Genomic DNA, 24,753 nt, shown 5'->3' with positions numbered 1-24,753 from the left:
ATCGTCATAGCAGGTCGTATTCGATGAAGCCCGTGCGCCGTGCGACATGATCATAGAGCCGGCGCGCGGTGGCGTTGGTCTCGTGCGTCATCCAGTAGACGTTTTTCACCCCGATCTTGCCGGCCTCGTCCTGCACGGCTTTGATGAGCGCGGCACCCACGCCCTTGCCGCGCACCTTCGGGTCGGCGAACAGGTCCTGCAGATAGCAGTTGTTTTTCTCCGACCAGCCGGAGCGGTGATAGAGATAATGGGTCAGGCCGACGGCCTTGTCGTCGAGCGTGGCAATGAACCCCTTTGGCTCGAACTCGCCTTCCGTGAACAGCCGCTTCCAGGTGATCGCGTAGACTTCTTCCGGCAGCTTCGTTTCATAAAAGGTCAGATAGTCGGTCCACAGGCGGCGCCAGTCGGCGTGATCGGACTGCGCGAGCGGCCGGATGGTGATCTCGGACATTTCTTCCTCCAATGTGTTGGCCGGAAACTGCGGCAGAGACCGCTTACCGGCAACGGTCCACGGACGGGGAAAGCGCTATTGCTGGCGGGCTAGAGCGCGACGCGCTTTAGCCCGTTGGTTTTATGCATGTCGTTGTCCCAGAACCGCTCCACACTTCAGGGCGACATGCATTATTGCTGCCGTCTCGCCATGAAGGCCAACCGCTCGAACAGGTGCACGTCCTGCTCGTTCTTCAGCAGTGCGCCATGCAATTTGGGCAGCATGTTCTTCGGGTCGGCGCGCAGATCTTCCGGCGCGATGTCGTCCGCGACCAGCAGGCGGATCCAGTCGAGCGCTTCGGAGGTCGACGGCTTCTTCTTCAGGCCTGGCACCTCGCGGATTTCGTAGAACTGGGTGAGTGCTGCCCGCACCAGGTTCTGCTTGATGCCGGGGTAATGCACCTCGACGATGCGGTGGAGCGTATCGATGTCGGGGAAGCGGATATAGTGGAAGAAACAGCGGCGCAGGAAGGCGTCCGGCAGTTCCTTCTCGTTGTTCGAGGTGATGATGACGATCGGCCGGAATTCGGCGCGGATCGTCTCGCCGGTTTCGTAGACGAAGAACTCCATCCGATCGAGTTCCTGGAGAAGGTCGTTGGGAAACTCGATGTCGGCCTTGTCGATCTCGTCGATCAAAAGCACGACTTTCTTCTGCGCCGCGAAGGCGTCCCACAGCTTGCCGCGCTTGATGTAGTTGGCGATGTCGTTGAAGCGCTCGTCGCCGAGCTGGCTGTCGCGCAGCCGCGAGACGGCGTCATATTCGTAGAGGCCCTGCTGCGCCCTGGTGGTCGACTTGACGTTCCATTCGATGAACTCCAGCCCGAGTGCCGAGGCCACCTGGCGGGCAAGCTCGGTCTTGCCGGTGCCGGGCTCGCCCTTGACCAGCAAGGGCCGCTCCAGCGCGATCGCGGCGTTGACCGCGACCATCAGATCCCTGTCGGCGACATAGGCCGCTGTGCCTTCAAAACGCATCTTTTCTCCTGTCCGTGCGGCCGGACCGTAAGGAGCCGTGCGCATGCGCGCAAGGCCGAGATATCGAGAGTGAGAATAACGTCAGCCGCGATGCCGGTATCTCTGGCGCTCGGCTAACCATCGGCCTATATTTGCTGTCGGCGGTCTGCGCTTCCCGGCAGGAGACACTTTTCCCCGGGGCCTTATCGATCCTTAGGGAGCTGTCCCTGGGAAGACCCGTGGGTTTTCTCACACGGCGCCCACCTACTTTGTAGGCACCCGGGATCGACCTCTCCACCGGTTGTGTGGATCGTCACTCTCCCAATTTTGGGAGACTTGCACTAGAAAGCGTCGTTCCTGCGACTCCATCCATATCCGGCCTTTTCTAGCGTCACAGCATGTCACATTCAAAAGACCTGAAAAAACAGCTTCGCAAGGATGCGCTGGCGCGCCGCGATGCGCTCGACGAGTTCTGGCGTGTCGAGATCGCGCTCGAAATGGCCGAGACCGCGAAGGAAAAGATCGACTTCGAGCCCGGCCGGATCGTCTCGGGCTTCTGGCCGATGCGCTCGGAGGTCGATGTGCGGCCGCTGATGTTCGCCCTGCGCGAGAAGGGCGCCAGGCTCTGCCTGCCGGCGATCCTCGACAAGACCACGATCGTCTTTCGCGAGCTGGTGCGCGGCGCGCCCATGGTCGAGATGGGGTTCGGTACTGTCGGGCCGCATCCCGAGGCGGAAGTGCTCGATCCCACGCTGATGCTGGTGCCGCTTGCGGCCTTCGACGCCCGCGGCCACCGCATCGGCTACGGCGCCGGCTATTACGACCGCGCCATCGCCAGGCTGGCCGACAAGGGCATCACGCCGAGGCTGATCGGCATCGCCTTCGACTGCCAGGAAGTCGAGCGGGTGCCGGAAGAGAACCATGACGTCATCATTGCGGAAATACTGACCGAGAGCGGGTTGCGGCGCTTCGACATCGCTTAAAATATCGCGATCTGCTTAACGCGGTTCAAAGACCCGTCGGGCAATATTCCTGCAATATAGTCCGAGCCGACGGGGGGTCGTGGTGTTTATATTCGCACGCTATTTGCTGATGCCTTTCGCCCTGATCGCTGCGGCGCTGTTTGCGATGGGAGCGCACATCATCGGCACAAGCTTGCATCACCAAGCCGCCTGGCATCGAACTGTAGCTACCGTAACGGATGTCAGTCCCTACAGCGAAATGCAGGCGAACGGCCTTGCCACGGATGGCATCAATGTCGCCGTCACCTATGTGGCCAACGACGCGCCGATGCCATGGTCCGGAAAGGGAAAGGACATCGGTCTTTACAAGGCGGCCAAAGGCGAACAGGTGGAATTCTACTACGACCCCGCCGATCCGTCGAACCTCGATACCGCGGCCATGAAGGGCTGGACCGGCGGGCTGTTGCTCCTTGCCGTGACCGGCGGGTTCACCGCGTTCTATGTCTGGTTCTTCTGGCTGCGCGGACGCCGCGTCACGGCTTGACGTCCGTGCCCGTCTGACCAATACTACTACTGAATTCCAGTAGGTCGGCATGCTTGAATTCGAATGGGACGATGAGAAAGCAGCGAGCAATCTTGCCAAGCACGGCGTGGCGTTTTTCGATGCGAAACGCCTGTTCGATGACATCCATGCGCTGCATTATTCGGATCGCTCCATGGAATACGAAGAGGAGCGCTTCATCGGCATCGGTATCGTCAATGGGTTGGTGCTGACGGTGGTTTACACCGAGCGCGGCGACCGAATAAGACTGATCTCCGCCAGAAAGGCGACGCGCCATGAGCAGAAAGCATATGATCAAGCACGCCAAGACTGAATCCGGAACCGATTGGAACCGTCTGCGCACCATGAGTGATGCGGATGCGGAAGCCGGGGCTTTGGCGGACAGGAACAATCCTCCGATCAACACGGATCGGCCGGGTATGGCGGCTGTTGCGCGCGTCAAGGTGATCCGCCGGGCTTTGCATCTCACCCAGGAGGAGTTTTCAGTCCGCTATCGCATTCCGCTCGGCACGCTTAGAGATTGGGAGCAAGGCAGAACCGAGCCGGACCAGGCGGCGCAGGCCTATTTGCAGGTTATCGCCAAGGAGCCGGAAACGGTGTCGCGGGCGCTTGGCACGCGTAGCGCCGCATGAGACTTCTCTTCCTCGGCGACATGGTTGGCAAGACGGGACGCACGGCGGTTTGGGAACAGCTGCCGGGGCTGATTTCCGACTTCAAGCTCGATTTCGTCATCGTCAATGGCGAGAACGCCGCCGGCGGCTTCGGCATCACCGAGGAGATCTTTCGCGAGACGCTCGCGGCGGGCGCGGATGTCGTCACCACCGGCAACCATGTCTGGGACCAGCGCGATGCGCTGATCTTCGCGCCGCGCGAGGAGCGTTTCCTGCGGCCTTCCAATTTTCCCAAGGGCACACCGGGACGCGGTTCCGGCGTCTATATCGCCCGCAACGGCGCGCGCGTGCTGGTCGCCAACATCATGGGCCGGGTCTTCATGCATCCCGAGCTCGACGATCCTTTCCAGGCCGGCGAGCGCGAGCTTTCCGCCTGCCCGCTCGGCGAGCAGGCCGATGCGGCCATCGTCGATTTCCATGCCGAGGCGACGTCGGAGAAGATGTGCTTCGCGCATTTCGTCGACGGCCGCGCCAGCCTCGTGGTCGGCACGCATACGCATCAGCCGACCGCCGACCATCAGATCCTCAATGGCGGCACCGCCTATATTTCGGATGCCGGCATGTGCGGCGATTATGATTCCTCGCTTGGCATGGACAAGGAGGAGCCGCTCAACCGCTTCCTGTCGAAGGTGCCGAAGGGCCGCTTCGAAGCAGCGAACGGGCCGGCGACCTTGTGCGGCGTCGGCGTCACTATCTCAGACCGCACCGGGCTGGCCGAAAAAATCGCGCCGTTTCGTCGCGGGCCGCGGCTGGAAGAAACGGCGCCGTCCTTCTGGTCGTGACATTGATATAGGTGTGCAAAGTACCTAATTGCCGGCAACACTGCTCTAGATCGTAGAGGGGACGACCTCCATGCAGCTTGTCGAATTCCTGGCGCCGCACTTTCATTTTGTTTCCGATCCGACCGCATGGGTCGCGCTTTTGACCCTGGTGGTGCTTGAGGTCGTGCTCGGCATCGACAATCTGATCTTCATCTCGATCCTGACCAACAAGCTGCCGGAAGCGCAGCGCGTCCGCGCGCGCCGGCTGGGCATCTCGGCGGCGCTGGTCATGCGCCTCATCCTGCTCGCCACGATCTCGATCATCGTGCAACTGACGGCGCCGGTGTTCACCGCTTTCGGCCACGGCTTTTCCTGGCGTGACCTGATCCTGATCGCCGGCGGCCTGTTCCTGGTCTGGAAGGCGACCAAGGAAATCCATCACACGGTCGACCCGCAGGACCATCAGGACACGATGGTGGGCACGCTGCAGATGAGCCTTGCCGGCGCCATCTTCCAGATCCTGTTGCTCGACCTGGTCTTCTCGATCGATTCCATCATCACCGCCGTCGGCATGACCGACGAGATCGCCATCATGTATATCGCCGTGATCGTTGCGGTGAGCGTGATGATGCTGGCGGCGACGCCGCTCGCCAATTTCATCGCCAGGAACCCCAGCATCGTCATGCTGGCGCTGGGCTTCCTGCTGATGATCGGCATGACGCTGATCGCCGACGGCATGGGCTATCATGTGCCCAAGGGCTACATCTACGCCGCCATGGGTTTTTCCGCCCTGGTCGAGGGTCTCAACATGCTGGCGCGGAATCGCAAGAAACAGGGATCCGGCGGCGGGCACTAGGGCGCGGCAACGCCAGCGAGCCGCTAAGCCGAAATGCCCTTTCTTGCGCAATTCCGAACGGAAGGCTACGGCGAAGGCGCCGAGCCCCGCTACGCACTTTTCCTGGAATTGCTCTGGACGCCACGGCGCGGCTGGACGAATTGAGCCGATTTATCTATAAGCCGGCCATTCCGACAAAGAGCGCCGCGTGCCTTCGCTGGCATGCCTTGGACGTTCTGAAAATTTGAATTCGAGCATTTTGCAGAAGACAAGGTGATGCCACCTCGCTTCGGGATGCTCTAGCCGAACACGACAGGGGTGCCATGGCTGGCCATTCGCAGTTTAAGAACATCATGCACCGCAAGGGCCGCCAGGACGCGGTGCGATCGAAAATGTTTTCCAAGCTGGCGCGCGAAATCACCGTCGCCGCCAAGAGCGGGACGCCCGATGTATCGATGAACCCGCGCCTGCGCCTTGCCGTGCAGAACGCCAAGGCCGTGTCGATGCCGAAGGACAACATCCAGCGCGCCATCAACAAGGCGTCCGCGGGCGACGGCGAAAACTATGAGGCCGTGCGCTACGAGGGCTATGGCCCGGGCGGCGTGGCGCTGATCGTCGAGGCGCTGACCGACAACCGCAACCGCTCGGCCTCCAATGTGCGGGCCGCCTTCACCAAGGCTGGTGGGGCGCTCGGCGAAACCGGCTCGGTGTCGTTCATGTGGAACCGCGCCGGCGAAATCTATTACCCGGCTTCGGCCGGCAGCGCCGACAAGGTGATGGAAGCCGCAATCGAGGCCGGTGCCGACGACGTTGAATCCGACGAGGAAGGCCACACCATCTATTGCGGCTTCGAAAATCTCGGTGAAGTGTCGAAGTCGCTCGAAGCCGCGCTCGGCGAGGCGGAATCGGTGAAGCCGATCTGGCAGCCGCAGAACAACGTCCCGGTCGACGAAGAGCGGGCGCAGTCGCTGATGAAGCTCGTCGCCACCCTCGAGGACGATGACGACGTGCAGAGCGTCTACGCCAATTTCGAGGTCGACGACGAGACCATGGCCAAGCTCAGCGCGGCCTGACCGGTGAGGATATGAGCAGAGCTCAATCCGATATGAGCGGAGCTCAATCCGATATGAGCGGGGCTCAATCTGGCATGGGCGAGAAGGCGATTCCCACCATCCGCATCACCTACTGCACGCAATGCCAGTGGCTGTTGCGTGCAGGCTGGATGGCGCAAGAGCTCTTGTCCACTTTCGGCACCGATCTCGGCGAGGTGACACTGGTGCCTGGCACCGGCGGCATCTTCACCATCTCCTGCGACGGCGTGCTTATCTGGGACCGCAAGCGTGACGGCGGCTTTCCCGATGCGGCAAAACTCAAGCAGTTGGTCCGCGACGTCATCGACCCGGACCGCGATCTGGGACACTCCGATCGAAAGTCTCATAAAAAGGACCCCGCCTGAGGGAGGTCCTTTGCATTCGCGGGCTGCTTATCCTCAGATCAATGCCATGATGAAGCAGGCCATCGCCACGATTGCGGTGATGGTCCGCACGTGGTTCCACATCACCCACTCGCTCAGATAGTTCGTCCACACGGCGGCGCCGTTGGCGCTTGCCGGATCGACGGCGGCCAGCGCGTCGTTGAGCGGGACGTTGAAGACCATGGTCACGATCGGGTTGCCGACGAAATAGATCACGGCGCCGGCAAGCAGCCAGTAGGAACCCGACTGGCTCCAGCCGAAGAGAGCTGCGGCGATGAGCACGAGGCAGATGAGGCCGGTGCCGAACAGCGCCGTCATGAAGGTCGGCGTGATCACCGTAATGCTGATCGAGTTCATGGCCGCGATGCCGCTCGGGACGGGCAGCCGGGCGAGCGCGGCCATGACGAAATTGGAAAAGGCGAAGAACACGCCGCCGACGATGCCGGAGCCGATCGCGGCGATGAAGGTGAGGGTGGGAAGAAGTTTCATCATCTCAGTTGCTCCAGATGCCGGGTTTGCTTGATTTCAGAATGTGAATAACTCTCACATTTGCAAAACGTGATAAACCCTCGTATTTTGTGCGTCAAGCCAGTTTTCGAAGAATCGCCCGGAGAGAGCCATGGATGAAAAAGTCGCCGCGAAGCCGGACCATGCCGCCATTGCTTCGCCGCGCCGCTCGCCGAGCCAGCAGCGCAGCCGCGAGCGGGTCGAGCGCATGCTTGCGGCCGCCTCGGCGCTGATTGCCGAGCAGGGCAGCGATGCCATGCGCATGGGCGAGGTGGCGGAACGGGCTGGGGTGTCGATCGGCTCGCTCTACCAGTTCTTTCCGGACAAGCGGGCCATCGTCTGGGCGCTAGCCGAGCGTTACACAGCCGAAAGCCAGGCTTGCATTGCGGCGGCGCTGAAGGATGTCGGCGACGCCGAAGGTCTGAAACGGGCGTTTTCGGAGCTGGTCGACATCTATTACCGGCTGTTCCTCGCCGAGCCGGTGATGCGCGACATCTGGTCGGGCACGCAGGCCGACAAGGCGCTGCGCGAACTCGAGCTCGCCGACAGTCGGGCGAATGCGGAGTTCCTTGTCGCGGTGCTGAAGCGGCTGCGTCCGGCCGCCGATCCCGTCGCGTTGGAGACGACGGCGTTTCTCGTCTGGCAGATGGGCGAGGCCGCCATGCGGCTGGCGATCTCCGTAGATCGCGAAGAGGGCGACAGGCTGGTCACGGCTTACAAGCGCATGGCGCTGAGGGAACTGGTGGGCGAGTAGGGACGGTGGCGATCGGCGAAACCGCCGGCGAGAGCGGATGCCGGCATGTAGGTGAGGGGCGGCGCCAGCCTATGAAATTAGGCACGTTAAAAAAGTGCACTGTCACCGAATTTAGCCAATCGTCGAGGCTGGCGCTGCCCCTCATCTGCCCTTCGGGCACCTTCTCCCCGTAAACGGGGAGAAGGGGAACTGAACTATAGCCGACAAAAAAACCCGCCTCGAAGGCGGGTTTTTCAAATCCTGCAGGCGTATCCGGCTTAGAGGCCGAAACCTTCGAAGCGCTTCTTGAACTTCGACAGGCGGCCGCCGCGGTCGAGCAGGGTCTGCTGGCCGCCGGTCCAGGCCGGGTGCGTGGTCGGGTCGATGTCGAGGTTCATCGTGTCGCCTTCCTTGCCCCAGGTCGAACGGGTCTGGTATTCGGTGCCATCGGTCATGACGACCTTGATGGTGTGGTAGTCGGGATGGATATCGGCCTTCATTGTCGTGTTTCCTGGCTGCCGGCGCTGGTGACGGGCCTAAGGCCTGCGTCGATGCGCCCCTTTTTAAAACTCGAAGCCGCAGCTAATGGAAAGCCACGGCTTCTAAAACGGTCGGCGAGCCTATACATCAGCCGGAATTGAATCACAAGGCCGTGGCTCGCGCATATTGAAGCGCAGTAAAGCCAAGCGGCCAGAGGAAACGCTCATGGCGGATATCGGTGTCAGTGGAGGCGAGCGCAGGCGCTCGGTCCGGCCGCTCAGAAGCCTTTTTCCCTATGTAGTCCGCTACCGCAAGCTCGTCATCGGCGCCATCATCTCGCTGATCGCGGCGGCGGTAACCACGCTCGCTTTGCCGTTGGCCGTGCGGCGCATGATCGACCACGGGTTCCAGGCGGCGGGCTCCAGCTTCATCGCGGAGTATTTCGCGGCACTGGTTCTGATGGCGGCTTTGCTGGCGGCCGCCTCGGCCAGCCGCTACTATTTTGTCATCACGCTTGGCGAGCGCGTCGTCGCCGACATCCGCCGCGACGTTTTCTCCCATGTCACGACGCTGTCGCCGGCGTTTTTCGATCGCTCGCATTCGGGCGAGATCGTGTCGCGGCTGGCCGCCGATACCACGCAGGTGAAGTCGGCGGTCGGCGCCACCGCCTCGGTCGCGCTGCGCAATGTCATCCTCGGCCTCGGCGCGGTGGCGATGATGGTCGTCACCAGCCCGAAGCTTTCGAGCCTGGTGATCGCGGCCATCCCGTTGATCGTGCTGCCGCTGGTCGCCTTCGGCCGCTCGGTGCGGCGCAAGTCTCGGCAAGCGCAGGATACGCTTGCCGAAGCCACCGCCTATGCCAGCGAGCAGATCGGCGCGGTGCGCACGCTGCAGGCCTTCACCAACGAGAAGCTGGTCACCGGCCGCTTTGCAGGCGCCGTCGACGCTGCCTTTGAAGCGGCGCGGGCCTCGGTGTTCGCACGCTCCTTCCTCACCTTCTTCGCCATCTTCATGATCTTTTCCTCGGTGGTCGCGGTGCTGTGGTTCGGCTCGCGCGACGTGCTTGCCGGGACGCTGTCGGCAGGCACGCTCAGCCAGTTCCTGCTCTATTCGGTGTTTGCCGCCGGCGCGCTCGGCGCGCTGTCTGAGGTGTGGAGCGAGCTGTCGCAGGCGGCGGGCGCCGCCGAGCGGCTGACCGAGATCCTGGCCGAGACCCCGGCGATCCGGTCGCCGGTCGATCCGCTTCCCTTGCCGGCCACGGCCAAGGGCGCGATCAGCTTCGACGACGTCTCCTTTTCCTATCCGGCGCGGCCGGACCGCGCCGCCGTGCATGGCCTGAGCTTCCAGGTGAAGCCCGGCGAGACGGTGGCGATCGTCGGGCCTTCGGGCGCCGGCAAGAGCACCGTCTTCTCGCTGATCCTGCGTTTCTACGATCCCGAAACCGGCCGCATCGTCATCGACGGGGTCGACGTGCGCGACGCCGATCCGGCGGCTGTGCGCCAACGCATCGCGATCGTGCCGCAGGACGTCACCATCTTCGCCGCCAGCGTCCGCGACAATATCGGCTTCGGCCGGCAGGGCGCCAGCGATGCCGATATCGAGGCCGCGGCCAAGGCCGCCCTTGCCGACGAGTTCATCGCCAGGCTCGACAAGGGCTATGACAGCCAGGTCGGCGAGCGCGGCGTGACACTGTCCGGCGGCCAGCGCCAGCGCATCGCGATTGCCCGCGCCATCCTGCGCGACGCGCCGATCCTCTTGCTCGACGAAGCGACCTCGGCGCTCGATGCCGAAAGCGAGACGCTGGTGCAAAGGGCGCTGGAGCGGCTGATGCGCGGCCGCACCACCATCGTCATCGCCCACCGGCTGGCGACGGTGCTCAAGGCCGACCGCATCCTCGTCATGGAAGGCGGACGCATCGTCGAGGAAGGCACGCATCAGAGCCTGGTCGCCACGGGCGGCATTTACGCGCGGCTTGCCAAGCTGCAGTTCGAGACGGGGGCCGGCGCCTTCAGGGGCGCGGCGGAGTGAAGGGGAGATCAGCTGGGTTGCCAATCCGCCAGCAGCACAACACTGCCAAACTGCCCAGCCTTGGCGATGTGGCGCTGGTCGGCGGTGACAAAAGTGCCGCCACGTTCAAGCGCCATCGCATGATAGATACTGTCGAATAGAGTAGGATAACCGTTTCCGGGTGAGGCTGACGTTGCGATTTTCTCGGCCGTTGCCAAATCCCGCGTGGTGGGCTCTTCGATCACCAGCCCCAGTTCTCGAAATTGATCGAAAAGCCGGCCTACCGTAGTGAGCGGCAATTCGACATGTAAGGCGGCTGAAAGAGCCTCATACAGAACTATCGATGGAGCGAGAAAGCCTTCTCCCTGCTCCAGCATGCGATCGACCAAGTTACGCGCCGCCTCGCTGTCTTCTTCTTGCTTGAAAAGCTTCACGAAAATCGACGCATCAACGACGATCATTCCTTGCCGCCCTCGAGCACGTCGAGCGGCCGACCATCCCATTTCATACGTTGGGCACGTAGAAAATCAGTGGTGCTTTCGCCCTGGACACTGGAATTGCGCGGCAATTCATCCAGCATTTTTTTAAGGCGGTTCACGGCAGTTGCGCGCAATGCCTGATCGATTGCCGTTTCCACGAACCGCGATCTTTCGCTTTTGGGCACTTCTTCTTCCAGCCGACGCTTTATGTCCGCTGCGATCGAAAAGGTGGCACGTTCTTTAGAAACTGAAATTCCCACGGTGCACTCCCGAAATCATACGAAAATGTATGCTCCGAAAGTATGAAAAGCAATTCACGCTTTGTCGGAGTTTATCCGTATCGCCGCCGCAAGTGCTCGGTGAAGTAAGCGGCGTTGAGCTTCTCGCCCGTGGCGCGCTCGAGCAATTCCGGCGTCGACCAGCGCGATCCCTGCGACCAGATCTTTGCGCGACGCCAGTCGTTGACGGCGCTGAAATCGCCCTTGGCGAGATCCTCGTCGGCAGACGGATGCTCCCTGGTCAAAGCCGCCCATTGCTGCGCCGCCATCATCGCGCCCAGCGTGTAAGACGGGAAATAACCGAAGGCCGCGCCCGGCCAATGCACGTCCTGCATCGGCCCATCGGCCGGGCTGTCGATGGTCGAGAGTCCGAGATAGTCGTGCATCTTGGCATCCCACGCCTCCGGCAAGTCGGCGACCTCCAGCCGGCCGGACACGAGCTCCTGTTCGAGTTCGTAGCGCAGGATGACGTGCAGCGGGTAGGTCACCTCGTCGGCGTCGACGCGGATCAGGCCGCGCTCGACATGGTGGACATGCGGCAGGACGTCGTCGAGCGACCAGGCTTCGCCGAGATGCTTCTCGACCACCGGCAGCGCCCAGCGCCAGAAGGCGGAATTACGGCCGATCTGCTTTTCGACGAACAGGCTCTGGCTCTCATGCACGGCCATGCCGCGCGCCTTGCCGAGCGGCCAATGCGACCAGGCTTTCGGCAGGTTCTGCTCGTAGAGCGCGTGGCCGGTCTCGTGCAGCACGCCCATCAGCGCCGACAGGAAGTCGGACGTCTTGTAGCGGGTGGTGATGCGCACGTCGGTCGGCACGCCGCCGCAGAAGGGATGATGCGATACCGAGAGCGAGCCGTGGGTGAGGTCGAAGCCGACGGCGGTCATCATGGCAAGGCCGAGCTCGCGCTGCCTGTCGACGGCATAGCTGCCCGACAGCGGCTTCAAGGGGTGCCTTGCCAGCCGCGCGTCCTGCACGGCCAGCGCATGCGGCAGGAAATCCTTGAGAAAGGCCTTCAGCTCGGTAAACACCGGTGTGATATCGGCGGCGCGGTTGCCGGGATCGTACTGTTCCATCAGCGCGTCATAGGGGGTGAGGCCGAGCGCATCGGCGCGCAAGGCGGCTTCCTCGCGCACCAGGGTCACGACGCCTTCCAGCGCCGGCAGGAAGCCGGCCCAGTCGTTCTTGGCGCGCAGGTCGCGCCAGAGCTGCTCGGAACGCATGCGCGCCACCGTCTGGCGCTCGACGAATTCGGCCGGCAGGCAGGTGAGGTTGGTGTATTGGCGGCGCAATTCCCTGACTGCCGCCTGCCGCTCCTCGCCGAGCGGCTCGGCTTCGGCGGCTGAAATCCAGTCGCCGATCTCGGGCGCTGTGGCCTGACGATGCAGCATGCCGGCAAGCGAGGACATCGCCTCGGCGCGCTTTTCGCCACCGCCGACCGCCATATGTGTCGCTTCGTCGGCGCCGAGGATGGCCAGCGCATGCTCGAGCGCTTCGAGTTTGTGACCGAGTTCGTCGAGTTTTTGGAAGGACATGGGTACATCCGGCTGCGAGTTGGCTGGCGCGAAAAGATACCATGGCGCCGAGCTTGGCAACCCTGATCGGCCGTCCCAGCGTCAACCTGTCTTGCCTATGGACGGCAGTGCGTGATCAATGCTGGGACGGATGGTTGGAGGCGACAATGATCGGCAATATCCTGGTCGGGCTGGTGGCGCTGATTCACTGCTACATCGTCTATCTGGAGATGGTGCTGTGGGACACGCCAAGCGGCCACAAGGCATTCAAGCTGACGCCGGAATTCGCCAGTGCCTCGAAGGTACTTGCCGCCAATCAGGGCCTCTATAACGGCTTTCTTGCCGCAGGCCTGATCTGGGGGCTCTATCTTGGCGCCGGCGGGTTTCAGATCAGGATGTTCTTCCTGCTGTGCGTCACTATTGCCGGCCTCTACGGCGCCGCGACCGTGGGCCGCAAGATACTCTTCATACAGACGGTGCCGGCGGTGCTCGCCATCGTCGTGCTCTGGCTCGGCCTTTGAGCCAAAAAGGACGCCCTCGGGACGGAGGCCCCGCGAAGCCGGCGAACAATTTCACGTGACAATTTCACGTGACTTTGTGTGATCTTGGATCAACGTTCGGTGAGCTTGAGTTCAATACGACGGTTCTTGCCGCGCGCCTCGTCGGTATCGGCAGGGTCAAGCGGCTGGAACTCACCGAAACCCGCGGCCACCAGACGGTTGGCCGGCACGCCGTTCTCGATCAGGAACTTCACCACCGATGTCGCGCGCGCCGTCGACAATTCCCAATTGTCGCGATAGCGGCCGGTGCCGGACAGCGGCTTGTTGTCGGTGTGGCCGTCGACGCGCAGCACCCAGCTGATCTCAGGCGGGATTTCCTTCTGCAATTCGATGATGGCGTCGGCGAGCTTCTTCATCTCGACCTTGCCGGCATCGTTGATCTCGTCGGAGCCGGTCGGAAACAGCACCTCCGACTGGAAGACGAAGCGGTCGCCGACGATACGGATGTTCTCGCGGTCGGCGAGGATCTCGCGCAGGCGGCCGAAGAAGTCGGAGCGGTAGCGGTTGAGTTCCTGGACGCGCTGCGCCAGGGCGACGTTCAGGCGGCGGCCGAGATCGGCGATCTTGGTGTTGGAGTCGTGGTCGCGCTGCTCGGAGACGTTGAGCGCGTCTTCCAGCGCTCCGATCTGCTTGCGAAGTGCGGCGATCTGCTGGTTGAGGATCTCGACCTGGCTCAGCGCCTGCTGGCTGATCTGGCGCTGGTTGCTGAGCTCGCCGGTAAGCTGGTCGGCGCGCTTGTTGGCCGCGTCGCCGGCGCCGGCGCCCTGCGCCAGCAATTGTTCGAGGCGGCTCTTTTCGGCTTCCGTGGCCGACAGCGAAGCCTGCAGGTTGGTGAGCGTATCTTCCTTGTCCTGGCTGTTCGAGCGCTCCAGCGCAAGCAACTGGGTCAGTTCGTTGATCTGCGAGTTGAGGCGGTTGAGCACCGTGTCCTTGCCGGAGATTTCGCGGCTGAGCAGGAACTGCGCAAGCACGAAGACGGTGAGCAGGAACATGATCGCCAGAAGCAGCGTCGACAGCGCGTCGACGAAACCCGGCCAGTAGTCGATGCGGCGATCGACGCGCCGTCTTGCCAGCGCCACGTCAGTGGACCCCTTGCTTCTTCAGCGCGTCGGCGATCTTTTCCAGCGTGTTGCGCATGGCCTTCTGCTCATCGGACTGGGCCTCGACCCAGTCGCGCATGATCTGCTGCTCGGAGCGCATGTTCTTCACCAGCCCCGAGATGCCGTCGGCAAGGTTGGCCATGGCGGTGGCGACGCGCGGATTGGAGCCGCCGCCATTCTCCTGCAGGCTGCGCAGCCGCTCCGACAGCAGGCGGATGTCCTCGGAGGAATCGGCGGCTTTTGAGGTGTCGGAGACGACGATGTCCGACGACAGATCGGTGACCGAGGACAGCCAGTTCTCGAGCTCGGTGTAGAAGCGGGTCTGGGCGCGGCCGGCCTGCAGGTCGAGAAAGCCGAGCACCAGCGAGCCGGAAAGGCCGAACAGCGAGGACGAGAACGCGGTGCCCATGCCGGCGAGCGGCGCCGACAGGCCCTGCTTCAGCGCATCGAGGACAGCCGCCGCATCGCCGGTGCCTGGGTCCAGCGCCTCGATCGTCTCGCGGATCGAGGCGATGGTGTTGAGCAAGCCCCAGAAGGTGCCGAGCAGGCCGAGGAACACCAGGAGGCCGACCAGATAGCGCGAGGTGTCGCGGCTTTCGTCGAGGCGGGTAGCGATGGAATCGAGCATCGTGCGCATCGAAGAGGTCGAGAAGGCCATCGATGACGAGCGGCCGATCATCGCCTTCATCGGCGCCAAAAGAACCGGCTCGGTGGTTTCGGAGCCGGCGCGGAAGGAATTGACCCAGCGCACCTCGCGGAACAGCCGCCCGACTTGGACGAAGGCAAGCAGGATGCCGATCACCAGCACGCCGACGATCAATCCGTTGAGGCCCGGATTGCTGGAGAAGGCGCTGGAGATCTGACGGGTGAGGATGGCGGCGATGAAAGCGACGATGATCAGGAAGATCACCATGGTGAGCAGGAAGACCTGCGGGCTCGACAGCTTGTGCGGATCATAGACCAGGACGTCCGATCGCCTGCCGAAGGATCTGAGAAAAGCCATCCGTGCCCCGTTTCCGATGCCACCGCCGCAGAATTGCCGCGACTCTAAACGGAATTGTGACCAAATTGAATGGCGCTTGGCAATATCGCAGCCGCCTAAAGCGCGTCGCGCCGAAAGGCTTTCAGGCGACGCGCCTTAATCTTTTGTTTTGATGCATGTCGTTCTCCCAAAACCGCTGCGCACTTTTGGGCGACATGCATCGGGATTCAGAACCGGTTGACGACCAGGCAATCGACCATGGCGGCCAGGTGCAGGCCGGCGCCGGTGACGACGAAGCCGTGCCAGACGGCATTGTGGAAGCGCAGGCCTTTCCAGGCGAAGAAGATGACGCCGCAGGAATAGACGACGCCGCCGGCGATAAGCAGCGCGACCGAGGTTGTCGGCAGCGTCTCGACCAGTGGTCCCGCCAGCACCACGCCGCTCCAGCCGATGGCGAGGTAGAAGACGATGGCCAGCCGGTCGTAGCGGCCGGGCAGGAACATCTTGACGGCGATGCCGGTCGCTGCTGCGCTCCACACGACGACGATCATGGGCAGCGCCAGCGGCGAGTTGTTGAGCTGGGCAAGGAAGGGCGTGTAGGTGGCGGCGATCAGGAGATAGATCGCGGCATGATCGAAGCGGCGCAGGATCCATTTCGCCGGCCACGAGACCGGCCACAGATTGTAGGCAAGCGATACCGAGAGTACCGTGAGCAGCGAGACGACATAGAAAACCGCGGCGACATACTCACCCGGCCCGGAGTGTAACGCTGCGAGCGCCAAGAAAGTCGAGCCGGCAGCGATCGCCAGCACGATGCCTACCGCATGGACGATGCCGTCGGCGATCATTTCGGCGCGCGAATAATGCCAGCGCTCCACGAAGGGGATTTCAAGCTGGGTATCTGGCCGCGTGTCGTTCATCAAATGGTCCTGCTACCCTAATCTGGGCTGTTGCAGGTCAGTATTTCAAGGTTCGGTTGCGGTTTTGCGACTACCGCGCCGCGCGTCCTTTCGACGCGCGAAGGACGCTGCAGCACTTTGATTTGCGCCAGGGGCGCATCGGCGCACCGCGCGGTCAACGCGGCTTGCGTGTCAACGAGAGGACAGCGGCTTCGTCACGGTCTTGAGCAAAGCGCGCTGGATGAGCTCATTGCCCGCAACGACTTCGCCGCTGTCGAGCATGCCCTGTCCGCCATCCATGTCGGAGACGAATCCGCCGGCTTCGCGCACCAAAAGGATGCCGGCGGCGATGTCCCAGGACGACAGGCCGGTTTCCCAGAAACCGTCCATGCGCCCAGCCGCGACATAGGCGAGATCAAGCGCGGCGGAGCCCAGGCGGCGAACGCCGGAGACTTCGGCCATGACATTGCGCAGCTCGATCAGGAAATTGCCGTGCTGGCCGCGACCGAGATGCGGCACGCCGCAGCCGATCACGGTATCGGTCAGCTTGGAGCGCCCGGCAACGCGCAGCCGGCGATCGTTCATGAAGGCGCCGCCGCCGCGCTCGGCCGTGTAGAGCTCGTCCATCGCCGGATTGTAGACGACGCCGGCGACGATCTGGCCCTGGCGCTCGAGCGCGATCGACACCGAGAAGATCGGGATGCCGTGCAGGAAGTTGGTGGTGCCGTCGAGCGGATCGACGATCCAGCGGTGCTGGGCGTCCTCGCCCTCGACCGCGCCGCGCTCCTCCATCAGGAAGGCATAGCCCGGCCGCGCCTTGGACAGCTCGGCAAAGACGATCTCTTCCGCCTTGCGGTCAGCCTGGCTGACATAGTCGCCCGGTCCCTTCATCGAGACCTGCAGGTTCTGGACCTCGCCGAAGTCGCGTGACAGCGAGCGGCCGGCCTTCATCGCGGCCTGGACCATGACGTTGAGGAGAGCGGAACGCGCCATTTTTGTTCTTTCTGCTGTTGTCTACTAGTCCGCGCGGCGCACGTAAGTGATTTCGTTGGTGTCCACGATGATACGCTCGCCGGCCGAGATGAAGGGCGGCACCAGCACGCGGATGCCGTTCTCCAGCACCGCCGGCTTGTAGGAAGAGGCGGCCGTCTGGCCCCGCACCACCGGGTCGGCCTCGGTGATGGTCAGCGTCACCTGGTCGGGCAGCGAAATGCCGATCGGCCGTTCCTCATAGAGCTGCACCGTCACCATCATGCCGTCCTGCAGGAAGGCGGCGCGCTCGCCGACGAAGTCCTTGGCCAGCTCGAGCTGCTCGTAGCTTTCGGTGTCCATGAACACCAGCGCCTCGCCCTGCTCGTAGAGGAAGGAGAAATCCTTCAGGTCGAGCCGGATCTGCTCGACGGTCTCGGCCGAGCGGAAGCGCTCGTTGAGCTTGGTGCCGTTGATCAGGTTCTTCAACTCGACCTGGTTGTAGGCGCCGCCCTTGCCCGGCTTGACCGTGTTGGTCTTGACCGCCACCCAAAGCCCGCCATCGTGCTCGATGACATAGCCGGGACGGATTTCGTTGCCACTGATCTTGGCCATGATGAACTGATCCGAATGAGATTTTTCTGGCGCGGGTCGCGCTTTGGCGCCTCCAAGACCACAAATTGCCAGGGGAGGCAAGGGAGTGGGTAAGACGGTGCCGCCATGGTGTCGCGTGCTACGGCAGGCGATTTGCCTTTTGCAGCGCCTGCTTGGTCTGGTCGTCGTCGAGGCCTTGCAGGAAATCGTCCATCTGCGGGTCGATCAGTCCGGCGCGGCGGGCGACGATATACCAGGCGCCGGCGAGGATCAGGTCCGGGTCGGTGCCGATGCCGCCCATATAGAGCTTGGCGAGACGGTTCTGGGCGGCGACATTGCCGCCTTCCGCCGCCCGCTTCATCCAGCCAAAGCCCGATTTCAGGTCGCGGCCGCCGCCACGTCCCTCGATCATCCAGGCGGCGAGGTCGATCTGCGCGGTGTCGTAGTTCTGCCTTGCCGCCTGCGCCAGAAGGGAGCGCGCCTGGGCGTCGTCATGCGGCTTGCCGCCGACGCCACTGGCATAGAGCTGCGCCATCGCATATTGCGCGTCGGCAAGGCCGGTAGCGGCCGCGCGCTCGTAATAGACGGCGGCCTTTGCAAGGCCGTCATCGCCCGGATCCTGCTGGACGAGCAACTGCGCGAAGTTGAACTGGGCGAGCCGGTTGCCGGCCTCGGCCGAGGCCTGCATCAGCGCGAAGGCGGCCTTTTCATCCTTCTTCACATAGCGGCCGTCGAGCAATATCAGCGCGTATTGGAACTGCGCCTCCGGCACGCCTTGTTCGGCGGCCAGCGCATACCACTTGCCGGCCTCGGCCGGATTGAGCGGCACCCCCAGCCCGCGCGACAGGATTTCGGCCACGAGCGTCTCGGCCGCCGGATCGCCATTCTTGGCGCGCTCCATGGCAAGGTTGTAGGCGGTCTTGTAGAGCCCGCGCTGGAAAGCGCCATAGGCGGCGTCCGGCTGCTTGGCGCCGAAGCGGTCGGGATTGACGGCGTCGGCCGATGGCGGCGTCATCGTGGCCGGCTGCGGCAAGGTGTTTTGGATCGGCTTGTCGATAGGCGCGGCAGCGGGCTTGCCCGCATCCGGCTTGCCAGCGTCTTGTTTGCCAGCATCTGAATTGCCAGCATTTGAATTGCTTGTATCCGGTGCGCTTTTGTCCGGCGCGCTCGTATCCGGCCGGGGTTGCGGCAGCGGGACGGTTTCGGCCGCGATCGCCGCATTGCTCAGCCAGCAAGCCGGGGCGATCAAGCCGGGCAGGACAGCCAGAAGAAGCACACGCAAGCGCATGTCAATCCTCGAAGCGCGGCGCGGTTTCATCGAGCAGCGCGTTGGCGGCGGCGATCGCCGCCCGCGGATCGCGCCCGTCGGCAAACACGGCGCTGGAAAGCGCCACGAACTCGGCGCCGGTCGCGGCCACCGTCTCCACGGAAGCAAGCTCGGAACCAGCCATGACGACGCAGGGGATCGAAATCATCTCCGCCCACCATTCGCCGAGAGCGAGGTTGCGGTGATGCGGCTCCGGCTTGTTGTCATAGCCGAAGCGGCCGAAGAACATGTAATCGGGCCGCGCTTCGCCGAGCTCCAGCGCCTCGTCGCGCGTCTTGGCGCCGCCGACGCCGACCATCATCTTGCCGGCCAGGCGCTCGATCGTCTCGGCGAGCTCCTGGGGTCTCATGTCGACATGGATGCCGTCGGCCTGGACGCGCCCGGCGATGCGGCTGTCGCCGGCGATGATGACCGCGACGCCGGCGGCTTGTGCGATAGGCACGATCCTTTCGGCGAAGGCCTGGAAGGAGGCATCGCCCATCCCGTTGTCGGGCAGGATCAGCGAGGCGACGTCGCCACCCTCGAATGCCGCGCAGATATGCTCAGCCGGTACAAGCGGCGGCGCGATCAGCACGATGCGGCAGCGGTTGGGCGGGGTTGCTTCGTTCATTGGCCTTCGATCCCGGTTTCGCCTATGCCGGGCGAAGATGGTTGCATTGCGGCATAGAGCAAAGCGCCCTGTTTGAACAGGCGGGCGAAGCAGGATCGTTGGGCACCGGGGCCGCCGCGGGCGGCGCCCCTCGGTCTAGTGCGGTTCACCGGTTCACGAAACGCCGAACCGTTTTAGGGGTCACCCGACCGGTAGGCCGAAGACGGCGCACGATCTGGCGATTCCGCGCAATTGATGTTCGCCGAGCAGGACCAAAGGTGTTGATACTTCCGCGGCGACAGCCCCCGAGATCAGGACACTCCGTCCAAGCGGCCGGCACAGGCCTTCGAGCCTGCTGACGAGATTTACGGCCGAGCCGATCGCGGTGAAATCCAGCCGGTCAGCTGTGCCGACATTGCCCCACACCATGTCGCCCAGATGCAGCGCCATGCCGAACTGCAGTTCGGGCATGCCCTGTCTGGTACGAACCTGATTGAGCTGCGCCATTCCCGCCCGCGCCGCTCCAATCGCGCGCAACGCTGCTTCGCAAGCCTCTGAAGCCGAGCGCTCGCCGACAGGAAAGATCGCCAGCACTCCGTCGCCGATAAATTTCAGCACCTCGCCGCCAAAAGCGTGAACGGCGCCAGCGATGCGGTCGAAGCTGGCGTTGAGCGCCGCCACGACCTGTTCGGCGTTCGTCTCCTCCGACAGGGCGGTAAAGTCGCGCAAATCGCTGTAGAGCAGGACGGCGCGGATCGTCTCACCAACCTCGCGCCGAGAACGGCCGGCCAACACCTGCGCCGCGCTTCGCTTCCCGAGATAGGCCTGAAGCAGGGCCGACAACGCCGACCTGGCGGCGAGAGCGGCAAGTGGTGCGGCGGCAAAGCGCGCCACTTGGTCCAGTGTGTTCGATTCGTGCTCCGCGAGAGGGCGGGCCGCGACCCAATTCAGTTTTGGATTCTCGGATTGCGCATCCTCACGCTCAGGCCCAACCGTGTTATCGTGCACAACACCGGTTCCCAGTCCCGCCAGCCATTCGCGTCCGAGATCGCCCTCCGCGGCTCCAGGCATCGTGCCGGCGCCAAAACCCAGCGCCTCCATGACGACGCCTGTCTCGGCCCGCCACAGCCAGGCGCGGCGTGTTATGATCGGATGCGGCGCGGCGAGCGTCAGGGCTCCGCCGGCGAGCGGCAGCCCGTCGTCAACCAGCCGCGCGCCGAGCGTAGCCAGAAAATCATCCGGTTGGACGGCGCCGCCGGCGCTGTCGACGAGCCAGGCGAGAGTTGAAGAAAGCCGCATCGACACGATCATGCTTCGGCGTTCCGTTGCTGTCACCAACGCGAATCAACCCAAGGAGATTTTTTGTTGAACGGAAGGGCGATTTAGCGTCGAATCGGAAGCGCTGGTCCGGCGGCGCCTGTCGGGCGGGCGATGTTGCCGCACGCTTACTTGGGAGATTTCGATGGCTGAACCCTTGATCGTTCGTCGTGAGGTGCAGATCGCGGCGCCGCCGGCGACGGTCTTCGCCTTCCTGGCAGATCCCGACAAGATCGTGCGCTGGATGGGAACGGAGGCAACGGCAGAGGCCAAGCCCGGCGGTCTTTACTTGCTGAATTTGGCGGGAAGAGCCACGGCACGCGGCCAATTCACCGAGGTTGTACCCGTCCACCGCCTTGCCTACAGCTTCGGCTGGGAGGGCAACGATCGGACACCGCCCGGTTCGAGCCTTGTCGAAATCGATCTGGTCGAAGAGTCCGGCGGAACGCGGGTCAAGCTCACCCATAGCGGCCTTGCCGACCGAGAGATTTGCGACAGCCATGAGAAGGGCTGGGCGCACTATCTGAGCCGGCTCGCAATCACCGCCGCCGGTGGCGACCCGGGACCGGACAAGATGTAGGGCTGCGGCTGCTATTGCCGACAGCCAACGGCACCAACCGCTAGAGCGTTTCACCGTTTCACGGAAACGGCGAACCGCTCTATCTCTTTGTTTTGACGCAATTCCGGACGGAAAACCGCTCACACTTTTCCTGGATTGCTCTAGAGTTCCAGCTTGCAGCCGATGTGGCTGGCCTTGAAGCCAAGGCGCGCCCATAGAAGCGGTGCGCGTCGAGCCGGCTCCTATTGGTCATCAGCTGGACGACCCGGCAGCCGCGCGCGCCGCATTGGTCGATCCCCCATTCGAACAGGCGCTGTCCCAGCCCCTCGCCGCGCCGGCTCGACGCGATGCGCACAGCCTCGATCTGGCCGCGCCGGGCGCCGCGCAGCGACAGTCCGGCGAGAAAGGTGATCTGCAGCGTGCCGATGACATGGTCGCCGCTTGCGCCAGCGGCAGGCTGGCGTCTTCGCGGGCCTGCCCGAGCGCATCGTCGGCAAGCATCGCGACGATCGCCGGAATGTCCGTTGCGCAGGCCCGGCGGATGCTGATGGCGCTCATTCCCACGCCTCGAAGGTTGCGAGCCGACCGTACGACGAAGCATCGCAGCACGGCCGCTCGTCGATGCCGGGCCGGCAATAGCGGATGCCGGCATTAATGACTATCCCGACGGCGGTATTCTGCGCTATGGCTGAATTCCCGCCTTCTTCAACCTTCCATTGCCGATGTCAGGCCTGCTCAGCGATCCGTGGTTCTATGCCGCCGCCATTCCGGCGGTGATCCTTGTCGGCCTGTCGAAAGGCGGCTTCGGCGGCGCTGTCGGCTTTGTCGGCGTGCCGCTGATGGCGCTGACCATGCCGCCGGTTCAGGCGGCCGCCATCCTGCTGCCGATCCTGTGCCTGATGGACGTTGTTTCGGTGTGGACCTGGTGGGGCGTCTACGACCGCAGGATGCTGGTCGACATGATGCCTGGCGCCGTCATCGGCATTGGGCTCGGCTGGCTGACCGCGGCTCTGGTCACCGAGGAAATGGTGCGGCTGATCGTCGGCGTCGTCGCGCTGGTCTTCGTGCTGCGCTGGCTATACCTGCAGTTCCGCCACGGCGCCGACCATGCGGCCGCGCCGAACCGCATCGCCGCCGGCTTCTGGGGCACGGTCGCCGGCTTCACCAGCTTTGTCGCCCATGTCGGCGGCCCGCCCTTCCAGGTCTATGCGCTGCCGATCCGGCTCGACCCGAAAGTGCTGTCGGGAACGGCGGCGATCTTCTTTGCCGCCACCAATGCGCTGAAGCTCGTCCCCTACTTCGCGCTCGGCCAGTTCGACACCACCAACCTGACCGCCTCGGCGGTGCTGATGCCATTGGCACCGCTTGCGACCATCGCCGGCGCCTGGCTGGTGCGCCGCATGCGGCCGGAAATCTTCTATCCGTTCACCTACGCCACCGTTGCTGTGGTCGCCGTCAAGCTGCTGTGGGACGGCATTATCGGTCTCATGTGAGGGTGGCTACCAAGCCACCCTCACGAAAGGCTCAGGCGGCGCTCGGCACCATCTGGCGGCTGCCGCCGAAAGCGAGCACAGCACCCAGAGCGACCACCATCGCCATGCCGGCAAGAATGCCGATGTCGTGCAAGGTCGGCTTCAGCACCATGTCGGCGATGATCACCAGCATCACCGCATAATCGAGGCGCGCCCAGTTCATCATGCGCTGGCCGATGGCAAGAACCGCCGGCGTCACGCCTTCCTTGGCGATCATGGCGCCCATGCGCTCGCCGGTCGGCTTGAAGATCAACATGCCGATCGAGAAGGTCGTGGCGTAGCCGACAAGGCCGATGACGATCCAAAATTCGGCAAAGCCGACCCAGAAGCCGCACATGACGAGGCCGAAGATCAGCGTCAGCATCGACATCGGCGCGAAGAACTTGCCGCCGAGCTGTCCGCTGGCGCGCATCGCCTGCAGCTTGTCCTCGATGTTGCCGGCGCGCTCGGCGAGCACACCGAGCAGGAAAAGCACGAAGCCGCCGCCGACCCACAAGATGGCCGAAACGATGTGGAGGAATTTGACGATCGAATACCAATCCATGGTTTGCTCCTGGATATCCTGCTTGATTTTGCGGCGGCGCGAGTTTGCGCACCGCTTGGGGGGAGCGGCCTTTTGCGGGGCGAGTGTTTCGGAACGATGCCGCGTCAGCAGCCGGCATGTTTCGGAGCTGCGATCGGCATGCGAAATCAGGCCTCCGCAGGGATCTTAAGCGGCGAAGCCGGTCTGTCCTGTTCCGGCACAGGAAAGCGCGTTCGGTTAAAAAATCTGCGCTGCGTTAAGGGTTCATTAAGCTTTACAGGCGTTTACTATGCGCATCCAGTTTTGCTGGATTCTTACCGAGTGGTTGGAGCCACTTTGTTTGACGCCTCCCTGTTAAACTCCTGAGAGCCGCCTTATCCGCGGCTCTTTTTTTGTCCGCGGCGGCCGGCTGCAACGCGATCGGCGTTAACCGTTTGTTAAACATGTGCTTGCCTTCATGGGCGTCGAAGCGCATTTTCAAGCCTCAGTCATTTAGGGTGCGGGCCGCGTCGGCAAGGATTGGCGAATCGGCTTGCGGCAGTGCAGGGGCGTATCGATGAACGAGCCTTCGAAGGGCAGCGCGAAGACCATCAAATTGGCGGAGCGCAGGGTTTTCTCCCAATCCTTCAAGCCGCTCTACCAGGAAGGCATGGGGCTGGTCGAACAGGCCGCCGAATATCTCGATGGCAAGGGCCGGCTCGAAGCCAAGAAATTGTCGCGCACTGCGGCCACGCTCTATGCGGCCGAATCGATGCGGCTGACCACCCGCCTGATGCAGGTCGCCTCCTGGCTTCTGCTGCAGCGGGCGGCGAATTCCGGCGAGATGACGCGCGACCAGGTGGCCTCGGAGAAATCCAAGGTGCGGCTCGACACCGCGTCCGCGCATGACGAGGCGCTTGGCTGGAACGAACTGCCCAAGGATTTTCTGGAACTTGTGACGCACTCGCTGCGCCTGCAGGCGCTGGTGCGGCGCATGGATGAAGAAATCTACGGCGGCGTCATCAACGACACGCGTACGTCCGGCCGCAGGGCCAACCCGGTTTCCGACCAGATCAGCCTCTTGAATACGGCTTTCGCACGCGGCTGAAACCGCGTTTGC

The 24,753-nt window shown here is 63.3% G+C and carries 30 protein-coding genes, 1 other RNA gene and 1 pseudogene; 15 read left to right on the top strand and 17 right to left on the bottom strand.

Going from position 1 to position 24,753, the window contains the following annotated elements; all coding sequences use genetic code 11:
* Positions 1-4: 4 nt before the first annotated feature.
* On the bottom strand, positions 5-451 hold the full coding sequence (locus tag ACWGS9_RS18945) for a GNAT family N-acetyltransferase (protein WP_454506673.1): 447 nt from the start codon (positions 449-451) through the stop codon (positions 5-7).
* 170 nt (positions 452-621) lie between these two features.
* A complete protein-coding gene (locus ACWGS9_RS18940; protein ID WP_454506672.1) occupies positions 622-1,461 on the bottom strand; it encodes an AAA family ATPase in 840 nt (279 codons plus the stop codon).
* Positions 1,462-1,600: 139 nt separating this feature from the next.
* On the opposite strand from ACWGS9_RS18940, the gene ssrS reads away from it, so the two are divergent.
* The 9 genes from ssrS to ACWGS9_RS18895 all read left to right on the top strand — a co-directional run bounded on the left by ssrS (position 1,601) and on the right by ACWGS9_RS18895 (position 6,687).
* A non-coding RNA gene (gene ssrS / locus ACWGS9_RS18935) (6S RNA) lies at positions 1,601-1,756 on the top strand.
* 82 nt (positions 1,757-1,838) lie between these two features.
* On the top strand, positions 1,839-2,423 hold the full coding sequence (locus ACWGS9_RS18930) for a 5-formyltetrahydrofolate cyclo-ligase (protein WP_454506671.1): 585 nt from the start codon (positions 1,839-1,841) through the stop codon (positions 2,421-2,423).
* Positions 2,424-2,532: 109 nt separating this feature from the next.
* Positions 2,533-2,946 carry a hypothetical protein gene (locus ACWGS9_RS18925; RefSeq protein ID WP_454506670.1) on the top strand — a complete coding sequence of 138 codons (414 nt, stop codon included), beginning with the start codon at positions 2,533-2,535 and terminating at the stop codon, positions 2,944-2,946.
* Positions 2,947-2,995: 49 nt separating this feature from the next.
* A complete protein-coding gene (locus tag ACWGS9_RS18920; RefSeq protein WP_454506669.1) occupies positions 2,996-3,277 on the top strand; it encodes a BrnT family toxin in 282 nt (93 codons plus the stop codon).
* On the top strand, positions 3,255-3,596 hold the full coding sequence (locus ACWGS9_RS18915; protein WP_454506668.1) for a helix-turn-helix domain-containing protein: 342 nt from the start codon (positions 3,255-3,257) through the stop codon (positions 3,594-3,596). The genes ACWGS9_RS18920 and ACWGS9_RS18915 overlap by 23 nt, the downstream gene beginning before the upstream one ends.
* Complete coding sequence (locus ACWGS9_RS18910; RefSeq protein WP_454506667.1) at positions 3,593-4,417, top strand: TIGR00282 family metallophosphoesterase; 825 nt, start codon at positions 3,593-3,595, stop codon at positions 4,415-4,417. The genes ACWGS9_RS18915 and ACWGS9_RS18910 overlap by 4 nt, the downstream gene beginning before the upstream one ends.
* A gap of 70 nt (positions 4,418-4,487) precedes the next feature.
* Positions 4,488-5,252 (top strand): TerC family protein, encoded by a 765-nt coding sequence (locus ACWGS9_RS18905; protein WP_454506666.1) that lies wholly within the window; start codon positions 4,488-4,490, stop codon positions 5,250-5,252.
* A 302-nt stretch (positions 5,253-5,554) separates the two neighbouring features.
* Positions 5,555-6,304, top strand: a complete 750-nt coding sequence (locus ACWGS9_RS18900; RefSeq protein WP_454506665.1) for a YebC/PmpR family DNA-binding transcriptional regulator — start codon at positions 5,555-5,557, stop codon at positions 6,302-6,304.
* A gap of 74 nt (positions 6,305-6,378) precedes the next feature.
* Positions 6,379-6,687, top strand: a complete 309-nt coding sequence (locus ACWGS9_RS18895) for an Rdx family protein (protein WP_454506664.1) — start codon at positions 6,379-6,381, stop codon at positions 6,685-6,687.
* 33 nt (positions 6,688-6,720) lie between these two features.
* Here the strand turns inward: ACWGS9_RS18895 and ACWGS9_RS18890 are convergent, their stop codons facing one another.
* Positions 6,721-7,197, bottom strand: a complete 477-nt coding sequence (locus ACWGS9_RS18890) for an anthrone oxygenase family protein (RefSeq protein WP_454506663.1) — start codon at positions 7,195-7,197, stop codon at positions 6,721-6,723.
* 127 nt (positions 7,198-7,324) lie between these two features.
* Here ACWGS9_RS18890 and ACWGS9_RS18885 point away from each other — a divergent pair, with 127 nt between their 5' ends.
* Positions 7,325-7,966, top strand: coding sequence for a TetR/AcrR family transcriptional regulator (locus ACWGS9_RS18885; protein ID WP_454506662.1), 642 nt, complete (start codon positions 7,325-7,327; stop codon positions 7,964-7,966).
* Between the two features lie 257 nt (positions 7,967-8,223).
* Here ACWGS9_RS18885 and rpmE read toward each other — a convergent pair whose 3' ends face one another.
* Positions 8,224-8,445: a 50S ribosomal protein L31 gene (gene rpmE / locus ACWGS9_RS18880; protein WP_027166741.1), complete on the bottom strand. Its 222-nt coding sequence runs from the start codon at positions 8,443-8,445 to the stop codon at positions 8,224-8,226.
* 205 nt (positions 8,446-8,650) lie between these two features.
* On the opposite strand from rpmE, the gene ACWGS9_RS18875 reads away from it, so the two are divergent.
* Positions 8,651-10,453 carry an ABC transporter transmembrane domain-containing protein gene (locus ACWGS9_RS18875; RefSeq protein ID WP_454506661.1) on the top strand — a complete coding sequence of 601 codons (1,803 nt, stop codon included), beginning with the start codon at positions 8,651-8,653 and terminating at the stop codon, positions 10,451-10,453.
* A gap of 8 nt (positions 10,454-10,461) precedes the next feature.
* On the opposite strand, the gene ACWGS9_RS18870 is transcribed toward ACWGS9_RS18875, so the two are convergent.
* The 3 genes from ACWGS9_RS18870 to ACWGS9_RS18860 all read right to left on the bottom strand — a co-directional run bounded on the left by ACWGS9_RS18870 (position 10,462) and on the right by ACWGS9_RS18860 (position 12,724).
* A complete protein-coding gene (locus ACWGS9_RS18870; protein ID WP_454506660.1) occupies positions 10,462-10,893 on the bottom strand; it encodes a type II toxin-antitoxin system VapC family toxin in 432 nt (143 codons plus the stop codon).
* Positions 10,890-11,171 (bottom strand): hypothetical protein, encoded by a 282-nt coding sequence (locus tag ACWGS9_RS18865; RefSeq protein WP_454506659.1) that lies wholly within the window; start codon positions 11,169-11,171, stop codon positions 10,890-10,892. The genes ACWGS9_RS18870 and ACWGS9_RS18865 overlap by 4 nt, the downstream gene beginning before the upstream one ends.
* 71 nt (positions 11,172-11,242) lie before the next feature.
* Complete coding sequence (locus ACWGS9_RS18860; RefSeq protein ID WP_454506658.1) at positions 11,243-12,724, bottom strand: carboxypeptidase M32; 1,482 nt, start codon at positions 12,722-12,724, stop codon at positions 11,243-11,245.
* 146 nt (positions 12,725-12,870) lie between these two features.
* Here ACWGS9_RS18860 and ACWGS9_RS18855 point away from each other — a divergent pair, with 146 nt between their 5' ends.
* Positions 12,871-13,224: a DUF1304 domain-containing protein gene (locus ACWGS9_RS18855; RefSeq protein ID WP_454506657.1), complete on the top strand. Its 354-nt coding sequence runs from the start codon at positions 12,871-12,873 to the stop codon at positions 13,222-13,224.
* An 89-nt stretch (positions 13,225-13,313) separates the two neighbouring features.
* Here the strand turns inward: ACWGS9_RS18855 and ACWGS9_RS18850 are convergent, their stop codons facing one another.
* The 8 genes from ACWGS9_RS18850 to ACWGS9_RS18815 form a co-directional block, all read right to left on the bottom strand.
* Complete coding sequence (locus tag ACWGS9_RS18850; protein WP_320215500.1) at positions 13,314-14,342, bottom strand: peptidoglycan -binding protein; 1,029 nt, start codon at positions 14,340-14,342, stop codon at positions 13,314-13,316.
* A 1-nt stretch (position 14,343) separates the two neighbouring features.
* Positions 14,344-15,366 (bottom strand): MotA/TolQ/ExbB proton channel family protein, encoded by a 1,023-nt coding sequence (locus tag ACWGS9_RS18845; protein WP_454506656.1) that lies wholly within the window; start codon positions 15,364-15,366, stop codon positions 14,344-14,346.
* Positions 15,367-15,572: 206 nt separating this feature from the next.
* On the bottom strand, positions 15,573-16,265 hold the full coding sequence (gene trhA, locus ACWGS9_RS18840; RefSeq protein ID WP_454506655.1) for a PAQR family membrane homeostasis protein TrhA: 693 nt from the start codon (positions 16,263-16,265) through the stop codon (positions 15,573-15,575).
* A 171-nt stretch (positions 16,266-16,436) separates the two neighbouring features.
* On the bottom strand, positions 16,437-17,237 hold the full coding sequence (locus tag ACWGS9_RS18835; RefSeq protein WP_454506654.1) for an inositol monophosphatase family protein: 801 nt from the start codon (positions 17,235-17,237) through the stop codon (positions 16,437-16,439).
* A gap of 24 nt (positions 17,238-17,261) precedes the next feature.
* Positions 17,262-17,828 carry an elongation factor P gene (gene efp / locus ACWGS9_RS18830; protein WP_149791822.1) on the bottom strand — a complete coding sequence of 189 codons (567 nt, stop codon included), beginning with the start codon at positions 17,826-17,828 and terminating at the stop codon, positions 17,262-17,264.
* Positions 17,829-17,946: 118 nt separating this feature from the next.
* Complete coding sequence (locus ACWGS9_RS18825) at positions 17,947-19,095, bottom strand: tetratricopeptide repeat protein (RefSeq protein WP_454506653.1); 1,149 nt, start codon at positions 19,093-19,095, stop codon at positions 17,947-17,949.
* 1 nt (position 19,096) lies between these two features.
* A complete protein-coding gene (locus ACWGS9_RS18820) occupies positions 19,097-19,744 on the bottom strand; it encodes a thiamine phosphate synthase (RefSeq protein WP_454506652.1) in 648 nt (215 codons plus the stop codon).
* A gap of 180 nt (positions 19,745-19,924) precedes the next feature.
* Positions 19,925-21,022: an adenylate/guanylate cyclase domain-containing protein gene (locus ACWGS9_RS18815; RefSeq protein ID WP_454506729.1), complete on the bottom strand. Its 1,098-nt coding sequence runs from the start codon at positions 21,020-21,022 to the stop codon at positions 19,925-19,927.
* A gap of 163 nt (positions 21,023-21,185) precedes the next feature.
* Between ACWGS9_RS18815 and ACWGS9_RS18810 the strand changes: the two genes are divergently transcribed.
* The gene (locus tag ACWGS9_RS18810) at positions 21,186-21,620 is read left to right on the top strand and encodes an SRPBCC family protein (protein ID WP_454506651.1); all 435 of its coding nucleotides are present in this window, start codon (positions 21,186-21,188) and stop codon (positions 21,618-21,620) included.
* Positions 21,621-21,760: 140 nt separating this feature from the next.
* Here ACWGS9_RS18810 and ACWGS9_RS18805 read toward each other — a convergent pair.
* Positions 21,761-22,157: pseudogene (locus ACWGS9_RS18805) on the bottom strand (GNAT family N-acetyltransferase).
* Between the two features lie 164 nt (positions 22,158-22,321).
* Here ACWGS9_RS18805 and ACWGS9_RS18800 point away from each other — a divergent pair.
* On the top strand, positions 22,322-23,092 hold the full coding sequence (locus tag ACWGS9_RS18800; protein ID WP_454506650.1) for a sulfite exporter TauE/SafE family protein: 771 nt from the start codon (positions 22,322-22,324) through the stop codon (positions 23,090-23,092).
* Positions 23,093-23,123: 31 nt separating this feature from the next.
* Here ACWGS9_RS18800 and ACWGS9_RS18795 read toward each other — a convergent pair whose 3' ends face one another.
* Complete coding sequence (locus ACWGS9_RS18795; protein ID WP_454506649.1) at positions 23,124-23,675, bottom strand: DUF2269 family protein; 552 nt, start codon at positions 23,673-23,675, stop codon at positions 23,124-23,126.
* A gap of 535 nt (positions 23,676-24,210) precedes the next feature.
* Between ACWGS9_RS18795 and rcdA the strand changes: the two genes are divergently transcribed.
* Positions 24,211-24,741, top strand: coding sequence for a protease adaptor protein RcdA (gene rcdA, locus ACWGS9_RS18790; protein WP_320215513.1), 531 nt, complete (start codon positions 24,211-24,213; stop codon positions 24,739-24,741).
* Positions 24,742-24,753: the final 12 nt, after the last annotated feature.

The sequence above is a fragment of the Mesorhizobium sp. Arg314 genome, from assembly GCF_053714275.1.
This window is presented reverse-complemented; position numbering and strand designations above follow the sequence as displayed.